Source organism: Streptomyces sp. NPDC025651 (genome assembly GCF_055558735.1).
Genome location: NZ_JBVHLZ010000015.1, coordinates 138865 through 155269, shown reverse-complemented (window position 1 = coordinate 155269; position 16405 = coordinate 138865). Strand labels below are relative to the sequence as shown.

General features: G+C 72.1%; 15 protein-coding genes and 1 pseudogene. 11 read left to right on the top strand and 5 right to left on the bottom strand.

Translation table 11 applies throughout. The features are described from left to right. Window positions 1-14: 14 nt before the first annotated feature. Together ACZ4D5_RS38365 and ACZ4D5_RS38360 are read left to right on the top strand one after the other, a co-directional pair. Window positions 15-938, top strand: a complete 924-nt coding sequence (locus tag ACZ4D5_RS38365; RefSeq protein WP_467777106.1) for an ABC transporter ATP-binding protein — start codon at window positions 15-17, stop codon at window positions 936-938. A 2-nt stretch (window positions 939-940) separates the two neighbouring features. Further along, window positions 941-1678 carry an ABC transporter permease gene (locus ACZ4D5_RS38360; protein ID WP_467777105.1) on the top strand — a complete coding sequence of 246 codons (738 nt, stop codon included), beginning with the start codon at window positions 941-943 and terminating at the stop codon, window positions 1676-1678. Between the two features lie 143 nt (window positions 1679-1821). On the opposite strand, the gene ACZ4D5_RS38355 is transcribed toward ACZ4D5_RS38360, so the two are convergent. After that, window positions 1822-2205 carry a VOC family protein gene (locus ACZ4D5_RS38355; RefSeq protein ID WP_467777104.1) on the bottom strand — a complete coding sequence of 128 codons (384 nt, stop codon included), beginning with the start codon at window positions 2203-2205 and terminating at the stop codon, window positions 1822-1824. Window positions 2206-2284: 79 nt separating this feature from the next. On the opposite strand from ACZ4D5_RS38355, the gene ACZ4D5_RS38350 reads away from it, so the two are divergent. After that, window positions 2285-2530: a WhiB family transcriptional regulator gene (locus ACZ4D5_RS38350; RefSeq protein ID WP_467777103.1), complete on the top strand. Its 246-nt coding sequence runs from the start codon at window positions 2285-2287 to the stop codon at window positions 2528-2530. A 2-nt stretch (window positions 2531-2532) separates the two neighbouring features. On the opposite strand, the gene ACZ4D5_RS38345 is transcribed toward ACZ4D5_RS38350, so the two are convergent. From ACZ4D5_RS38345 to ACZ4D5_RS38330, 4 genes are all read right to left on the bottom strand, one after another. Continuing rightward, complete coding sequence (locus ACZ4D5_RS38345; RefSeq protein WP_467777102.1) at window positions 2533-2847, bottom strand: DUF6479 family protein; 315 nt, start codon at window positions 2845-2847, stop codon at window positions 2533-2535. Between the two features lie 44 nt (window positions 2848-2891). Next, window positions 2892-3719, bottom strand: coding sequence for a transporter substrate-binding domain-containing protein (locus tag ACZ4D5_RS38340; protein WP_467777101.1), 828 nt, complete (start codon window positions 3717-3719; stop codon window positions 2892-2894). A gap of 75 nt (window positions 3720-3794) precedes the next feature. After that, complete coding sequence (locus tag ACZ4D5_RS38335) at window positions 3795-5369, bottom strand: M81 family metallopeptidase (RefSeq protein ID WP_467777100.1); 1575 nt, start codon at window positions 5367-5369, stop codon at window positions 3795-3797. Further along, entirely contained in the window at window positions 5366-6562 is a 1197-nt protein-coding gene (locus ACZ4D5_RS38330) for an ROK family protein (RefSeq protein WP_467777099.1), read from the bottom strand. Before ACZ4D5_RS38330 ends, ACZ4D5_RS38335 begins: the two co-directional genes overlap by 4 nt. A 206-nt stretch (window positions 6563-6768) precedes the next feature. Here ACZ4D5_RS38330 and ACZ4D5_RS38325 point away from each other — a divergent pair. The 8 genes and pseudogenes from ACZ4D5_RS38325 (at window position 6769) to ACZ4D5_RS38290 (ending at window position 16385) form a co-directional block, all read left to right on the top strand. Next, window positions 6769-8610, top strand: a pseudogene (locus ACZ4D5_RS38325) (peptide ABC transporter substrate-binding protein). Continuing rightward, window positions 8607-9566: an ABC transporter permease gene (locus ACZ4D5_RS38320; protein ID WP_467777098.1), complete on the top strand. Its 960-nt coding sequence runs from the start codon at window positions 8607-8609 to the stop codon at window positions 9564-9566. The pseudogene ACZ4D5_RS38325 and the gene ACZ4D5_RS38320 overlap by 4 nt, the downstream one beginning before the upstream one ends. Beyond that, a complete protein-coding gene (locus tag ACZ4D5_RS38315) occupies window positions 9563-10468 on the top strand; it encodes an ABC transporter permease (RefSeq protein ID WP_467777097.1) in 906 nt (301 codons plus the stop codon). Before ACZ4D5_RS38320 ends, ACZ4D5_RS38315 begins: the two co-directional genes overlap by 4 nt. A gap of 17 nt (window positions 10469-10485) precedes the next feature. Further along, the gene (locus tag ACZ4D5_RS38310) at window positions 10486-12531 is read left to right on the top strand and encodes an ABC transporter ATP-binding protein (protein WP_467777096.1); all 2046 of its coding nucleotides are present in this window, start codon (window positions 10486-10488) and stop codon (window positions 12529-12531) included. A gap of 33 nt (window positions 12532-12564) precedes the next feature. After that, window positions 12565-13491 carry a homocysteine S-methyltransferase gene (gene mmuM / locus ACZ4D5_RS38305; RefSeq protein ID WP_467777095.1) on the top strand — a complete coding sequence of 309 codons (927 nt, stop codon included), beginning with the start codon at window positions 12565-12567 and terminating at the stop codon, window positions 13489-13491. A gap of 102 nt (window positions 13492-13593) precedes the next feature. After that, window positions 13594-14679: a WD40/YVTN/BNR-like repeat-containing protein gene (locus ACZ4D5_RS38300; RefSeq protein WP_467777094.1), complete on the top strand. Its 1086-nt coding sequence runs from the start codon at window positions 13594-13596 to the stop codon at window positions 14677-14679. Between the two features lie 33 nt (window positions 14680-14712). After that, entirely contained in the window at window positions 14713-15390 is a 678-nt protein-coding gene (locus ACZ4D5_RS38295) for a uracil-DNA glycosylase (protein WP_467777093.1), read from the top strand. Next, window positions 15387-16385 (top strand): N-acetylglucosamine kinase, encoded by a 999-nt coding sequence (locus ACZ4D5_RS38290; protein ID WP_467777092.1) that lies wholly within the window; start codon window positions 15387-15389, stop codon window positions 16383-16385. The genes ACZ4D5_RS38295 and ACZ4D5_RS38290 overlap by 4 nt, the downstream gene beginning before the upstream one ends. Window positions 16386-16405 lie beyond the last annotated feature (20 nt).

Here is a 16405-nt window from a genome sequence, read left to right as displayed (position 1 = left end):
GCACCGTCGTCACCATGACAGCCATCGAAGTGAAGGACCTGACCAAGGTCTACGGACAGGTGCGTGCGGTGGACCGCCTCACCTTCACCGTCCGGCCGGGGCAGGTCACCGGGTTCCTCGGCCCCAACGGCGCGGGCAAGTCCACCACCATGCGCCTCATCCTCGGCCTCGACCGCCCCAGTTCCGGCACGGCGACGATCGGCGGGCGCCCGTTCACACGGCTCGCCGAGCCGCTGCGCCACGTGGGCGCGCTCCTCGACGCGCAGGCGCCGCACGGTTCCCGCACCGCCCGCAGCCACCTCCTGTCGCTCGCCGCCAGCAATCGCATCCCCGACCGGCGGGTGGACGAGGTCCTCGAACTCACGGGCATCGCGAGCGCGGCCTCGCGCCGCGTGAAGACGTTCTCCCTCGGCATGCGCCAGCGCCTCGGCATCGCCGCGGCGCTGCTCGGCGACCCCCGGGTGCTGCTGCTCGACGAGCCGTCCAACGGCCTCGACCCCGAGGGCATCATCTGGATCCGCGAGCTGCTGCGCGACCTCGCGCGGGAGAACCGCACCGTGCTGGTCTCCAGCCATCTGATGGGTGAGACGGCCTCCTTCGCCGACCACCTGATCGTCCTGGGCAAGGGCAGGCTGCTGGCGGACACGGCGACGAAGGACTTCATCGCGGCCCGCGTCAAGCCGCGCGTGCGGGTGCGCACGACGGAGCCCGCGCGGCTGCGCGAGGTGCTGCTGCGGCACGGCCACACCCCCGTCGACTCGGACGAGGGGCGCATGCTGATCGACGACGTCCGGATCGACGCCATCGGACCGCTGGCCGCGCAGGAGGGCATCGTCCTGCTCGAACTCGCCGCCGAGGAGGCCACGTTGGAGCAGGCCTACCTCGACCTCACCGCCGCCGCCACGGAATTCTCCGCCCGCGCCCCGCAGGAGGCCTGACGATGTCCACCACGGCCGTACTCCGCTCCGAGTGGATCAAGATCAGGACCCTGCGCGGCACCGCGTGGTCCCTGCTCGCCGTCTTCCTGCTGACGGCGGGGTTCGCCGTCGCGGCCAACGCGGCGACCGGTGACTCCGAGGCGGACAGCGCCGACTTCGACGCGCTCTTCTCCGTCTTCCTCGGCCTCAACCTGGGCCAGATCGCGGCGATCTCCTTCGGCACGATGGCCATGTCGTCCGAGTACCAGGGCGGAGCCATCCGCGCCTCGCTGACGGCGGTGCCGAACCGGGGTCTGTTCTACGCCGCGAAGCTCGCGAACGTGGCGGGTCTCGCGCTGGCGATGGGCCTGGTGACGACGTTCGTGTCGTTCCTCGGCGGCAGCGCCTTCCTGGGCGACGCGGCGCTGAGCCTGAGCGACGGCGAGGCGCTGCGGGCCTGCCTGGGCGGCGCCGTCTACCTCGCCCTGATGGCCCTCTTCGCGGCGGGCCTGACCGCGGTCCTGCGCAGCGGCCTCGCCGTGCTGAGCATACTGATCCCGTTCATCCTCATCGTCTCGATGGTCCTGGGCGAGACATCGGGCTCGGCCGCCGACTTCCTCCCCGACCGCGCGGGCCAACAGGTCCTGTACGTGGATCCGCCGAGCGACCTCGCGCCGTGGGCGGGCCTCGGGGTGACGGCACTGTGGACGGGCGCGGCGGTGCTCGCCGGGTGGTGGTCGCTCAGGCGGAGGGACGCCTAGCCCCTACTGGTAGCCCCTACTGGCCCCGGCACGGGTCCAGGGTGCGGCAGTCCGCCTCGTGGCCCTCCCCCGGGCCCTCCCGCTCTCGCCCCGTTCGCTCTCGGGTCCGCCGGCGTGCAGGAGACCGTTCACTCGGAGACCGTTCACTCGGGAATGGCCGCCAGCGTGAAGGAGTGCCCCGCCGGATCGGAGTACGTCCGCGTGTCCCGCGGCCCGTTGTTGTCCTTCGTGTCCACGGGCCGCGCGCCCAGACCGACCGCCTCGCGCTCCGCCTCGTCCATGTCGCCCCGCGCCACCATGATCCTCAGGTGCGCCTGCTGCGAGTCCTCGGGGCGGGGCCAGCTCGGCGGGATGTAGTCGCGCTCCCTGTGCACCGCCAGGCAGACCCCGTTCTCGTTCGTGACCTCGACGTACTCGGGGTCCTTGCTCAGCCGGGTCTCGGCGCCGAGCAGTCCCGCGTAGAACTCGGCGAGCTTCTCGGGCTCCGAGCAGTCCAGTACGAGCACGGTGTTCTTGTGGACGGTCATGGCGGGCGAGTCCCCCGCGCCGCGCCGCCGAAACAGGAAGCACGGTTTCCGGACACCGGCCGAGGGAACTCGCGCGCCCATGGAGTGGTTGACGAAGGCTGCCTGTGCCGACGAGGATCCCGACCTGTTCTTTCCCGTCGGCCTGGCCGGGCCCGCCCTGCGCGACACCGCCGCCGCCAAGCGGGTCTGCGCCCGCTGCCCGGTGCGCAGCCACTGCCTGGCCTGGGCGCTCAGGACGGGTCAGGCCTGGGGCGTGTGGGGCGGCACCTGCGCGGAGGAACGGGCGGCGCTGCACAGAAGGCTGCGGCGGGCGCGTCGCACGTGACCTCACTTCCGTCGGGACCCCACGTTGCCCGAGCCCTTCAGGCGATGAGGCGTCAACCGACCGCCGTCCTTCGGGACTTCGTCCGGCTCGCGCTCCTCCACGATGTCCCCGACCGGCCCGCCCCGCGGCATCCGCGGCTGCTCCTGGGGCCTCGGCGGCCGCGGCTCCCTCCGTCGCACCCGGATCCCCAGCCACACGGCCCAGACCAGCAGGGCGGCCACGCCCAGACCGGCGAGGAACGGCGCGAGCCCGCCGAGCGGCGCCGATGCCGCCATTTCTCCCGCTTCTCGCACTTCTCGCACACCGATAGCAGTCATGCGCGCCGGGTACCCGCGCGCATCGCGCACAAAAGCGTGGACGCCTACTTCATCCACTCCGCCTCGTACTTCGCGTACGTCCCGTCATGCGTGGCAAGGTGCACGAACTGATCGACGTACGCCGTGAACTCGTCGTCGCCCCGCGGCATCGCGTACGCCTTCTCCGAGAAGGTGAAGGGCTTGTCGGGGTGGAGGGAGCAGAGTTCGGGGTGGATCTTCGACTGGTAGAGCGTCTCGCTCGCGTCGGTCATCATCACGTCCGCCCGGCCGTCGATGATCTCCTGGAAGATCGTGGTGTTCTCCGGGTGCAGCTTGATCGTCGCCTTCTTGATGTGGGCGCGGGCGAACTGCTCGTTCGTGCCACCGGGGTTGACGACGACGGTCGTGCCCGCCTTGTCGATGTCCGCCAGCGCGCCCGCCCCGAACCTCTCCTTGTCCGCGCAGCGCACGATCGGCGTCTTGCCGTCCTCGCGCGTCGGCTCGCCGAAGGAGACCTGGCGGGCCCGCGGCAGGGTGATCGAGACGCCGCCGACACCGATGTCGCAGCGCCGCGCCGCCACGTCCCTGGTGAGGTTCGCCCACGTGGTGGCCACGAACGTGGGCTCGGCGTCGAGGCTCTTGGCGAGGTCGTGCGCCATCTTGATGTCGACACCGCTGTAGGTGCCGTCGGCGGGGTCGAGTTCGGTGAACGGCGGGTAATCGCCGGTCGTGCAGACCTTCAGGACCCCCTTCTTCGGGACGGTGTCCAGGAGGCTGCCCTGGTGCCGGTCCGGCCTGCCGTCCGGCCGCCGGCCCGCGTCGGGCGACGCGGGCGCGGCGGCGGTGACGGCAAGCAGACAGACCAGGGCGGACAGGGTGGCGGCACGCTTCACGGGGGGCTCCTCTGCACGGCGGGCGGCTCGAAGGGATCACCCTCCCAGACCCGTTCCCGCGGATGAACCCCCTTCTCACCTGGCGAGCGGCGGCAGCAGGACCGGGGTCAGGTCGGGTGCCCCCCTGTCGTACGCGTCCTCGTCGAACGGGTACAGCGGCCGCTCCACCCGGTGGTGTCCGAGCCGCAGCAGGTCCTGGTCGACGCCGCCGGGCGTGAGGGCGAGGAGCCAGTCCGCCGCCATGTCGTGGAGCTCCGGCTCCAGGTAGCCGATCTTCACGACCACCAGGTCGTAGGTGCGCGGGTCGATGCCGAGGCCGCCCTCGTCGGGGCCCGTGAAGTCCGCGAGGGTGTGGAACGGCTTGCGGCGCTCGACGAGGATCACCGTCAGCCCGCCGCTGCGCACCGCCGCCATGTCGACGCCGCGGTCGTAGGCACCGCCCTCCGCGCGGTCCTTGCCGTCGGTGGCGCGCTGCAACGCGACGACGGTGCCGGTGAGTTCGTACGGTCCGCCGTGGCCGGCGTCGACCTTGCCGCCGACGCTCAGCGTGACCTCCGCGCCGACGCCCGCCTCGAAGCAGCGGGCGACGGCGACCGGGTCGGTGATGCCGGGGTGGACGGCGGTGACCCGCCCGGTGCGGATCGCGTCGTTCTCCAGGAGCCTGCCCAGCATGTACGGGAGGTCGCCCGCGCCGCCGGCCGTCGGGTTGTCGCCCGAGTCGCTGATCAGGAAGGGCCGCCTGTCCGATGCGACCGCCTTCTCGACGCACTCCTCCGCACTGCCCGTGGGGCCGACGAAGACGAAGTCGCGGCGCGCGTCCCAGTAGCGGCGGGCGAGCTTCTCGGCCTCGGAGGCGGCGAGTTCGGCGTCGTCGCCGGTGACGACGACGGCGGCCTTGCAGCGCGGTTCGTCGGCCCAGGCGTAGCCGACCCACATCGCGGCGTCGAGGATGCCGGGGAGCCGCTCGATCTCGGCGAGCGAGGCGTAGAGGGACTTGGCGGGCTCCAGGCGGGTGCTGGTCTTCTCGCCGGGCAGCAGCACGGGCACCTGCACCCAGGCGCGGTGCGGCCGGGTGCCGTCCAGGAGGCAGCGCACGAGGTTGCGGGCCGCACGCTCGCGGGTCTCCCAGACGTCCTCGTGCGGGGCGAGGCGGTGGGCGGTGAGCAGGTCGATCGGCTCGGCGAAGCGGCGCGAGACGTTGCCGTGCAGGTCCATGGCGGTGGAGATCATCGGGCGGCCCGTGCCGTCCGGGGTGCCGACGAAGTCGAGGGCGGCGCGGACGGCCTCCGTCAGATCGGCCTCGGCGTCGGTGAGGCCGATGACGCTCATCGCGCCGTGGATGTCGTAGACGAGGCCGTCGAGGGGGCCCGCTTCCCGTATGCGCGTGACGAGTTCGTTCTTGAGGATCAGGTACGACTCCGCCTCCACCGGGCCGCCGGGCAGCGAGGTGGCGTGCAGCAGGGGCACCCATTCCACCGTGGCGGCGAGGTCGGAGCCGGCCTGTGTCCAGGTGTAGCGGCCGAGGAGTTCCTGTCCGCGGGTCTGGTGGAAGTCGTCGGTGGTGGAGCGGTGCGGGCAGAACGTGGACGACTCGATGCCGATGCCGCCGATGCCGATGCGCAGGCGGCGGGGGCTCGCGGAGGGGGTCATGCGGGTGCGCTCTCTTCCTGGGGTGCGGGGGCGGCCGGGGCGGGGGCCGTGGGGAGGTGGTGGCGCAGCGCGGTGAGTCCCGCGCCGAGCAGTCCCGCGTCGGGACCCGTGACGGTGGTGGTGATCTCCAGGTCGGCCGTGGCGACGGGCAGGCAGCGTTCGTAGAGCACGCCGCGCACCGCGGCGACCAGCGGTTCGGCGGTGGCGAGCACGCCGCCGAGCGCCACGACCTGCGGGTTGAAGAAGTTGACGACGACGGACAGGACGGTGCCGATGTGCCGTCCCGCGGTGCGGACCAGGGTGGTGGCCTGCGGGTCGCCGTCCGCGACGAGCCGCAGCAGGCCGGTGGTGTCGGCCACGTCGACGCCCTGCCGGGCCAGTTCGCGGATCAGGGCGGCGCCGCTCGCGACGGTCTCCAGGCAGCCGATGTTGCCGCAGCTGCAGGGCCGCTCGCCCGCGGCGTCGACGCGGACGTGGCTGATGTCGCCCGCGCTGCCGTTGGCCCCGTCGTGCGGACGGCCCGCGGAGATGATGCCGCTGCCGATGCCGCGCCCGGCCTTGACCACGACGAGGTGTTCGAGTCCGGGCCGTGCGACGCGGTGCTCGCCTACGGCCATCATCGTGGCGTCGTTCTCGACGGTGACGGGGATGCCGAGGCGCTCGGCGAGGACGTCGCGCAGCGGGTAGCGGTGCCAGCCCGGCATGCGGGACGGACTGAGGACCCGTCCGGTGCCGGGCTGCACGGGGCCTGGGAAGGCGAGGCCGAACGCGCGCACCGGGCGGCCCTCCTCGCGCCGGCGGTCCACGAGCGCGTCGAGCTGGCCGCAGAGCCAGTCGACGGCGGACTCGGGTCCCGCGGTGATGTCGTGCGGCAGGTCGACGGCGTCCGTGACGGTGCCCCCGAGGTCGACCACGCCGAGCCGCGCGTGGTGGCTGCCGATGTCCGCGGCGAGGGCGACGCCGCCGTGCGCGGCCACCCGCAGCAGCCGTGGCCTGCGGCCGCCGCGCGAGGCGCCCTCGCCGGACTCCGTGAGCAGCCCGGCGTCGACCAGTTCCTGCACCCGCAGGGAGACCGTCGAGGGGGCGAGGCCCAACTCCCGTACGAGATCGGCCCGGGAGGTGGCCGCCCCCGAGGAGACCAGGTGCACGATGTGCTGCGCCGAACCTGGTTCGCCGAGTGGTGTTCCGGCCATGCCGCCCCCATTTACTTCGAAGCTTTCGTTCGAGAACGACATGAACTCTAGGTTTGCTCGAACCAAGTTGGCTACCCCTGCCGGGTTTTCGGCTTCTTGCCGAACGAACCTATTGACTTGTTTTTCACCCGCGGCCTAGCGTTCGGGCGCCGCCCCGTCGTTCCCCGGCATGGGGCAGGCCCCGTCCCCCTTGGAGGCCCATCGCCATGCGCTCACTCAGGTCCGCGGCGACAGCGCTGCTCGTCCTCGCGGCGGCCCTCACCGGCTGCACCCGTGAGGGCGGCCGCATCGACATGGGGCCCACCGGCGGCACTCCCGTCGAGGGCGGTACGGCCACCATGGCGCTCCCGCCCGCCGCGACGCCCAACTGGATCTTCCCGATCGGCGCGCCCGGCTACGGCGCCTCGTACAACTACGGCATCCAGTCACTCCTGTTCATGCCGGTGTACGACGCCGTGGAGGACAAGGAGAAGGGCGAGTTGGCCACGCACGGCCCGAGCACGCTGGGCCTGGAGCCGACGTACGGCAACGGCAACAAGACCGTCACGGTGCCGCTGCGCGAGGGCGTGAAATGGTCCGACGGCAAGCCGGTCACCGCGCGCGACCTGGAGTTCTGGTTCCACCTGGTCAAGGCCAACAAGGCGGACTGGGGCAACTACTCGGTCGGCACGATGCCGGACAACGTCAAGCGGTTCGAGACGCTCGACGACCACACCGTACGGCTGCACCTGACGCGCGCCTACAACCCCGACTGGTTCACCGCCAACCAGCTCACGCTGATGCGGGCCCTGCCCCAGCACGCCTGGGACGCGAAGACCGACGGCGGGCGGATCGGCGACTGGGACCGCACCCCCGAAGGGGCCAAGGCGGTCTTCGCGCGACTCACCCGGCACGCGAAGAGCCTCGGCTCGTACGGCTCCGACCCGCTCTGGAAGACCGTCAACGGACCCTGGAAGCTCGCGGGTTGGCGGGACAGCGGTCAGGTGACGATCGTGCCGAACGAGAAGTTCACCGGACCGAAGTCGGAGCGCCCGCACCTGGACAAGGTGGTCTTCAAGCCCTTCACGACCGCCGACTCGGAGTACAACGTGCTGCGTTCGGGCGGCGTCGACTACGGCTACATCCCGCCGTCGGTGATGGCGCAGAAGGAGAAGTTCGAGGAGAAGGGCTACCGCGTCGATCCGTGGGAGGGCTGGGCGGCGACGTACATCGTCTACAACTTCAACTCCACCCACGCAGGCCCGCTGATGGACCAGCTCTACATCCGTCAGGCCATGCAGCACCTCGTCGACCAGAAGGCGATGAGCGACGTCGTCTGGCAGGGCAGCGCGACTCCGACGCTCGGCCCGGTGCCGGTGACCCCGAAGAGCCAGTACCTCTCCAAGGCGATGGAGAAGAACCGGTAACCCTTCTCGGTCGCCACCGCCAAGAGGCTGCTCACGCGGCACGGTTGGCGCATCGAGGGCGGCAGGGCGCGCTGCGTGCGCCCCGGCACCGGCGCCGACCGGTGCGGCAAGGGCATCGGGAAGGACGCACCGCTGGAGCTGACCCTGCTCTCCCAGTCGGGCTCGACCGAGACGACGAACATGATGCAGGAGCTCAAGTCGTCCCTGTCGAAGGCGGGCATCGACCTGACCGTCCGTCAGCAGCCGCTCAACTCGGTGCTCGGCAACTCCGTGCCCTGCAAGGCGAAGGACCCGGGCTGCGACTGGGACATGTCCTTCTTCGGGACCGCCGGCAGCTGGTACTACCCGCTCAACCCCAGCGGAGAGCAGCTCTTCTCGACCGGGGCGTCCGCCAACTTCGGCAACTACAGCGACAAGAGGGCCGACCGCGTCATCCGGGGCGTGCAGTACTCCCCCGACATGAAGGCCGTGCACGCCTACGGCGAACTCCTCGCCGAGCAGCTGCCCGTGATGTGGATGCCCAACCCGGCGTACCAGGTCTCGGTGATCCGCAACGACCTGCGCGGCGTCTCGCAGAACCCGACCGTCACCTTCACCCCCCAGCACTGGTACTACGTCAAGAAGAAGGGAGCCGCGAAGTGACCGGCTTCTCCGGCTTTCTGGTCAAGCGCCTCCTCCAGGCGGTCGTCGTCCTCTTCCTGGTGTCGGTCATCGTCTTCGTGCTCCTGCACATGCTGCCGGGCGGCCCCGCGCGCGCCATCCTCGGCCCGAAGGGCACCCCGCAGCAGATCGAGCACTTCAACCACCAGCAGGGGTACGACCGTTCGCTGCCGATGCAGTACGCGATGTATCTGAAGCGGCTACTGACGGGCGACCTCGGCGAGTCCTTCAAGCTGAACTCGCCGGTCTTCGACCTGCTCGAACAGCGCCTGCCCAAGACGCTTCTCCTGACCGTGCTCTCGACGGCGCTCGCCGTGGTCATCGCGGTCCCGCTGGGCCTGTTGCAGGCCGTGCGGCGCGGCAAGGCGTCCGACTACGCCCTCACGGGCCTCGCCTTCCTGATGTACGCGACGCCGGTGTTCTTCCTCGGCCTCATCATGATCATCCTGTTCGCGCAGGTGATGCCGGTCTTCCCGGCGGAGGCCCCCCAGGGCGAGACGGTCGGTGAACTCCTGGGCGACTTCACCGGGTTGATCCTGCCGGTGGTCACCATGGCCTTCGGCATCGTCGCGATGTTCAGCCGCTACATGCGCTCCGCGGTGCTCGACAACCTCACCGAGGAATACGTGCGTACGGCGATGGCCAAGGGGCAGTCGAGCCGCCGGATCATGGTCAGGCACGTCCTGCGCAACGCGCTGATCCCGCTGGCGACGCTGCTCGGCCTCTATCTGCCGACGCTGTTCAGCGGCGCCCTCGTCATCGAGTCGATGTTCAACTACCCCGGCATGGGGCTGCTGTTCTGGAACGCGGCACAGGGCTCCGACTTCCCCGTCCTGCTCGGCGTGACGCTCGTCGTCGGTGTCGCCACCGTCGTCGGCTCACTGCTCACCGACATCCTGTACGCCGTCCTCGACCCCCGGATACGGAGCGTGGCATGAGTACCGCGGTCACCCCTGTCGTCGCCCCGGGGCAGGAGGAGGCGGCGCAGGCCACGCCCTCGCTCGCCCGGCGCACCCTGCGGGTCTTCACCGGCAACAAGCTCGCCCTGACGGGCGTGGTGGTCCTGCTCCTGCTCCTCGCGTTCAGCTATCTGGGCCCCTGGGTGTACGACACCGAGCAGGTGCACACCGACCTCTCGCAGGCGAACCTGCCGCCGGGCAGCCCCGGCCATCTCCTGGGCACCACCGACCTGGGCTACGACATGCTCGGCCGCCTGATGGTCGCCGGGCGGACGTCGCTCGAAATCGGCCTGGCGGCGGGCCTGTTGGCCACGCTCTTCGGCACCGTGTACGGCGCGGTGTCCGGCTACTTCGGCGGCTGGGTCGACGCCGCGATGATGCGGATCACGGACGCGGCGCTCGCCATCCCCGCGATGTTCCTGCTCGTCGTGGTCGCCGCGATCGTCACGCCCGGCAAGGGCGTCCTCATCATGATCATCGCAGCGGTGGCCTGGCTGTCGCCCGCCCGACTGGTGCGCGGTGAGGCCCTCTCGCTCCGCGACCGCGAGTACGTACAGGCGATGCGGATGATGGGCGGGGGCGGCGCGCGTGCGGTCTTCAAGCACATCGTGCCGAACGCCGTCGGCACCGTGATCGTGAACGCGACCTTCCAGGTCGCCGACGCCATCCTCTACGTGAGTTACCTGGCCTTCCTCGGCCTGAGCATCCCGCCGCCCTCGGCCGACTGGGGCTCGATGCTGTCGTCCGGCATCACCTACACCCAGAACGGCTACTGGTGGCTGATCTTCCCGCCGGGCATCGCGATCGTCCTTGTCGTCGCCGCGTTCAACTTCATCGGCGACGGGCTGCGGGACGCGTTCGAAGTACGGCTGCGGAAGTGAGAGGGAGTACCGCGAAGATGACCGAGCCCCTGCTCTCCATCGAAGACCTGCGCGTCGACATCGTCTCGCGCGAGCGCACCGTCCACGCCCTCGACGGCGTCTCCCTCTCCCTCGCCCCCGGCGAGGCCCTGGGCGTCGTCGGCGAGTCCGGCTGCGGCAAGACGATGACCGCGCTGAGCGTCCTCGGCCTGCTGCCTCCGGGCGGCCACGTCACCGGCGGGCGCGTCCTGTTCGACGGCCAGGACCTGGCGGCCGCCCCCGCGCCCCTCCTCCAGGACGTCCGCGGCAACACCATCGGCATGGTCTTCCAGGACCCGCTGACCTCCCTCAACCCGACGATGACGATCGGCGCGCAGGTCGCGGAACCCCTCCTCCTGCACCGACCCGGCATCGGCGGGAAGGAGGCGTGGGCGCGCGCCGAGGAGACGCTGCGCCTGGTCGGCATGCCACAGCCCGCCGAGCGCATGAAGGCCTACCCGCACCAGCTGTCCGGCGGCATGCGCCAGCGCGTGGCGATCGCCATGGCGCTGGTCTGCGAGCCGAAGCTGCTCATCGCGGACGAGCCGACGACGGCCCTGGACGTGACGACGCAGCACCAGATCCTGGAGCTCGTCGACGACCTGCGTGCCCGCCTCGGCATGGCGATGATCCTGGTCACCCACGACCTGGGCGTCATCGCCCACCGCGTCGACCGGGTCGCGGTGATGTACGCGGGCAAGGTCGCCGAACAGGCGGATGTACGCGGCCTGTTCGCACGCCCGCGCCACCGCTACACCGAGGCGCTGTTCGCCGCGCTGCCCGAACGCGCCGCCGGCAGCGGCACCGAGCTGCACACCATCCCCGGTCTGCCGCCGAACCTCGCGGCGCCGCCCACCGGTTGCCGGTTCGCGCCGCGCTGCGCCTTCGCCACGGACGAGTGCCACGACACGGAGCCGCAGCTGATCGACGACGAAGCGCGGGGCGCGGAGCACCGGTTCGCGTGCTTCCATCCGGTGCCGGCCGAAGCCGCGCCCGGGACCGACGTCGCGGCTCCCCCGCCCGCGCCCACCACCGCCACCCCCGGTGACGTCCTCATCGAACTCGACTCCCTGGTCAAGGAGTTCCCTCTCAAGGGCGGCCCGTTCTCGCGCGGCCGGGGCACGGTCAGCGCGGTCGGCGGGGTTTCGCTGACGATCCGCAAGGGCGAGACGTTCGGGCTGGTCGGCGAGTCGGGCTGCGGCAAGACGACGCTCGGCCGGATCGTCGCGGGCCTGGCGGAGCCGACCGGCGGCGCGGTGCACTTCGAGGGCGCCGACCCGTCGCGGATGTCGCGGTCGCGGCGGCGCGCCCACCGGCGCCGCGTCCAGCTGATGTTCCAGGACTCCACCGCCGCGATGGACCCGCGCATGCGGGTCGGCGAGATCCTGCGCGAGCCGCTCGTCATCCAGGGCGTGGGCGGCCGCGCCGACCAGGAGGAACTGGTCGCCGGACTCCTCGACGCGGTCGGCCTGCCGCGCGGCGCCGTGCACCGCTACCCGCACGAGTTCTCCGGAGGCCAGCGCCAACGCCTGGGCCTGGCAAGGGCGTTGACGCTCTCCCCCGACCTGGTGGTCGCCGACGAGCCGGTCTCCGCGCTCGACGTGTCCGTACAGGCGCAGATCCTCAACCTGATGCGGGAGCTCCAGCGCGAGCGCGGCCTGACCTATCTGTTCATCTCGCACGACCTGGCCGTCGTACGACATCTGGCGGACACCGTCGGCGTGATGTACCTCGGCAAGCTCGTGGAGTCGGGTCCCGCCGCGCAGGTGTACGCATATCCGCTGCACCCGTACACGCGCGGGCTCCTGGACACGGTCAACCTGCCCGACCCCGAGGCGGCGTCCGGTACGGAACGCACACCGCTGGAGGGCGAGACCCCCTCCGCGGCGAAGCCGCCGTCGGGCTGCCGCTTCCGCACCCGCTGCCCCGTCGCGCAGGACGTGTGCGCCACGACGGAACCGCCGGTCAGCACGCCGAACGGCGCGGGACACCGGGTGGCCTGCCACTTCCCGCTGGCGGCGCCCCGACTGGCGTCGGCGGTGTGAGACCGGCCGGGGCGGCGGTGTGAGACTGGCGGGGTGAGAACGACACTCGCCGACGCCCTGGCCCACCGCCCGCTCGTGCTCGACGGCGGCCTCTCCAACCAGCTGGAGGCCGCCGGGCACGACCTGGGCGACGCCCTGTGGTCCGCGCGGCTGCTCGCCGACGAGCCCGCGGCGATCGAGGCGGCCCACCGCGCGTACTACGAGGCGGGCGCCGACGTCGCGATCACCGCGAGCTACCAGGCGACGTACGAGGGGTTCGCGCGGCACGGCATCGACGCGCGCCGCACCACCGAACTGCTGCGCCTGAGCGTGGAGTCGGCACGGCGGGCGGGCGCGGGGACCGGGCGCGAGGTGTGGGTGGCCGCGTCGGCGGGTCCCTACGGCGCAATGCTCGCCGACGGCTCCGAGTACCGCGGGCGCTACGGCCTGAGCGTGGACGCCCTGGAGCGCTTCCACCGGCCCCGCCTCGAAACCCTCGCCGGGGCCGGACCCGACGTCCTCGCCCTGGAGACGGTCCCCGACACCGACGAGGCGCGGGCGCTGCTGCGGGCGGTGCGCGGCCTCGGGGTCCCGGCCTGGCTGTCGTACAGCGTCTCGGGCACGCACACGCGCGCGGGGCAGCCCCTGGAGGAGGCCTTCACGCTCGCCGCCGACGCGGACGAGGTGATCGCGACCGGCGTGAACTGCTGCGATCCGCGCGACGCCGACGCGGCGGTGGCCCTCGCCGCCCGCGTCACAGGAAAGCCCGTGGTCGTCTACCCCAACAGCGGCGAGACGTGGGACGCCGAAACCCGCGCCTGGCGCGGCCCGGCGCGGTTCGCGGCCGGACAGGTCGGGGCCTGGCGGGCGGCGGGCGCGCGGCTGATCGGCGGGTGCTGCCGGGTGGGCCCAGCGACGATCGCCGAGGTGGCGTCCGAGCTGGCGGCGGACGCCCCCCACTCGCCTTCTTCCGGGCCGTAGACACGGCGCTGACCTGCGAGGACGCCGCGTCCGGGGGTGACTGTCAGTGCCGGGGTGCAGACTGGCCGTACCTGAGACAACGACGTCCCGGAGGTGGTCGGCATGGCCGACATCATCCTGACCGTAGGTACACGCAAAGGCCTGTTCATCGGCCGCAGGCGAGGTGGCGCCTGGGAGTTCGACGACAGCCCCTACTTCAACGCGCAGGCGGTGTACTCCGTCGCCATCGACACCCGCGGCCCGACCCCGCGCCTCCTGGTCGGCGGCGACAGCGCGCACTGGGGCCCCTCCGTCTTCCACTCCGACGACCTCGGACAGACCTGGACGGAGCCCGCGAAGCCCGCCGTGAAGTTCCCCAAGGACACCGGGGCGTCGCTGGAGCGGGTCTGGCAGCTGCATCCGTCGGCCGCCGAACCCGACGTGGTGTACGCGGGCACGGAACCCGCCGCGCTGTACCGCTCCGAGGACCGCGGCGAGAGCTTCGAGCTGGTGCGCCCCCTCTGGGAGCACCCCACCCGCTCCAAGTGGGTGCCGGGCGGCGGCGGTGAGGGCCTGCACACCGTGCTGAGCGATGCCCGTGACGCCCGCGCGGTGACGGTCGCGGTGTCCACCGCGGGCGTGTTCCGCACCCGGGACGGCGGCGCGAGCTGGGCCCCCTCGAACAAGGGCGTCTCCGCGGTGTTCCTGCCCGAGCCGAACCCGGAGTTCGGGCAGTGCGTGCACAAGGTCGCGCGGGACGCGGCGGACCCGGACCGGCTGTACCTGCAGAACCACTGGGGCGTGTACCGCAGCGACGACGCGGGCGCGCACTGGACCGACATCGGCGAGGGCCTCCCGTCGACCTTCGGCTTCGCGGCGGTCGCACACCCGCACCGCGGCGGCACGGCATACGTCTTCCCGATCACCGCGGACAGCGACCGCGTCCCCGCCGACCGCCGCTGCCGCGTCTACCGCACCGAGGACGCGGGCAAGAGCTGGGAGCCACTGAGCCAGGGCCTGCCCCAGGAGGATCACTACGGCGTGGTGCTGCGCGACGCGATGTGCAGCGACGACTGCGATCCGGCGGGCGTCTACTTCGGCAATCGCAACGGCGAGGTGTACGCGTCGGCGGACGACGGCGACAGCTGGCAGCTGCTCGCGTCCCACCTGCCGGACGTGCTCTGCGTGCGGGCCGCGGCCATCGGTTGAAGGCCCCGGACGTTACGGCAGTAGGGTGACGCCGTGGCACCACGACCCTTGCATGAAATCGTCGAACCGGGCTGGGCGAAGGCCCTGGAGCCGGTGGCCGAACGGATCGCCTCGATGGGGGACTTCCTGCGCGCGGAGATCGCCGCGGGACGCACCTACCTCCCCTCGGGGGCGAACGTCCTGCGCGCCTTCCAGCAGCCCTTCGACGACGTCCGCGTCCTGATCGTCGGCCAGGACCCCTACCCCACGCCCGGTCACGCGGTGGGCCTGTCGTTCTCGGTCGCGCCCGACGTGCGCCCGCTGCCCGGCAGCCTCATCAACATCTACCGCGAGATGAACAGCGACCTGGGCCTGCCCCCGCCGTCGAACGGCGACCTCACGCCCTGGACCCAGCAGGGCGTCCTGCTGCTCAACAGGGCGCTCACCACTGCCCCGCGCAAGCCGGCCGCGCACCGCGGCAAGGGCTGGGAAGAGGTCACCGAGCAGGCGATCAAGGCGCTCGCCGCGCGCGGGAAGCCGCTGGTGTCGATCCTGTGGGGGCGTGACGCCCGCAATCTGCGGCCGCTGCTCGGGCAGTTGCCGTCGGTGGAGTCCTCGCACCCCTCCCCCATGTCGGCGGACCGCGGCTTCTTCGGTTCGCGTCCCTTCAGCCGGGCCAACGACCTGCTGGTCCAGCAGGGGGCGCAGCCGGTCGACTGGCGGCTTCCGTGACACCGGAGGTGTTCGTCCTGGGCGTCGACTCGGGCGGCTCCGGGCTGCGGGCGGCCCTGCGCACACCGCAGGGCCTGCACGGCCCCGACCCGGTGCGCCCGGTCGACCCGGTGCGCTCGGCCGAGCCGGTGCGCACGGGGACGCGCGGCATCGACGCCGGGCACTTCATGGAGCAACTCCTGCCCATGGCCGAGGAGTTGCTGGCGCGGGCGGGCGGCGGGCGGATCACGGCCATCGCCGTCGGCGCCGCGGGGCTCGCGACCCTCGGCGACGACCTGCGCGCCCGGCTGCCGTCCGCGCTCGAACAGGCCCTCGGCGTACGCCGCCTGGCGCTCGCCGCGGACGCCGTGACCGCGTACGCGGGCGCGCTGGGCGACCGCCCCGGCGCGGTCGTCGCCGCGGGCACCGGCATGATCGCGATCGGCACCGACCTGACGGCCTGGCGCCGCGCCGACGGCTGGGGGCATCTGCTCGGCGACTGCGGCGGCGGTGCCTGGATCGGCCGTGCGGGACTCGAAGCGGCGATGCGGGCGTTCGACGGACGGCGCGGCGGCTCGAAGGCGCTCCTCACGCGCGCGGAGGAGATGTTCGGCCCCCTCGCGGGCCTGCCGGGACAGCTCTATCCGCGCACCGACCGGCCCGCGGTCCTCGCCTCCTTCGCCCCCGAAGTGGCCGCCTGCGCGGCGGACGACCCCGTGGCCGAGGGCATCCTGCGGGACGCGGCCCGCCACATCGCCGATGCGGCCGTCGCGGTCTGCCCCGAGGGCGAGGGATGCGAAGTGGCGCTCACCGGCGGCCTGTTCAAGATGGGCGAGCCGCTGCTCGCCCCGCTGCACGAGGAACTGACGGACCGACTGCCGCGGGCACGGCGGGTCACGGCCGCGGGCGATCCGCTCGACGGCTCCCTGCGCATAGCGGTTGACCTGGCCTTCGACCGGCTGCGGCTCCCGCTCGACGCGCGCATGCTCTCCGTCCATGGAGAAGACGACAGTTGACCTCTACGTAACTGATCAGA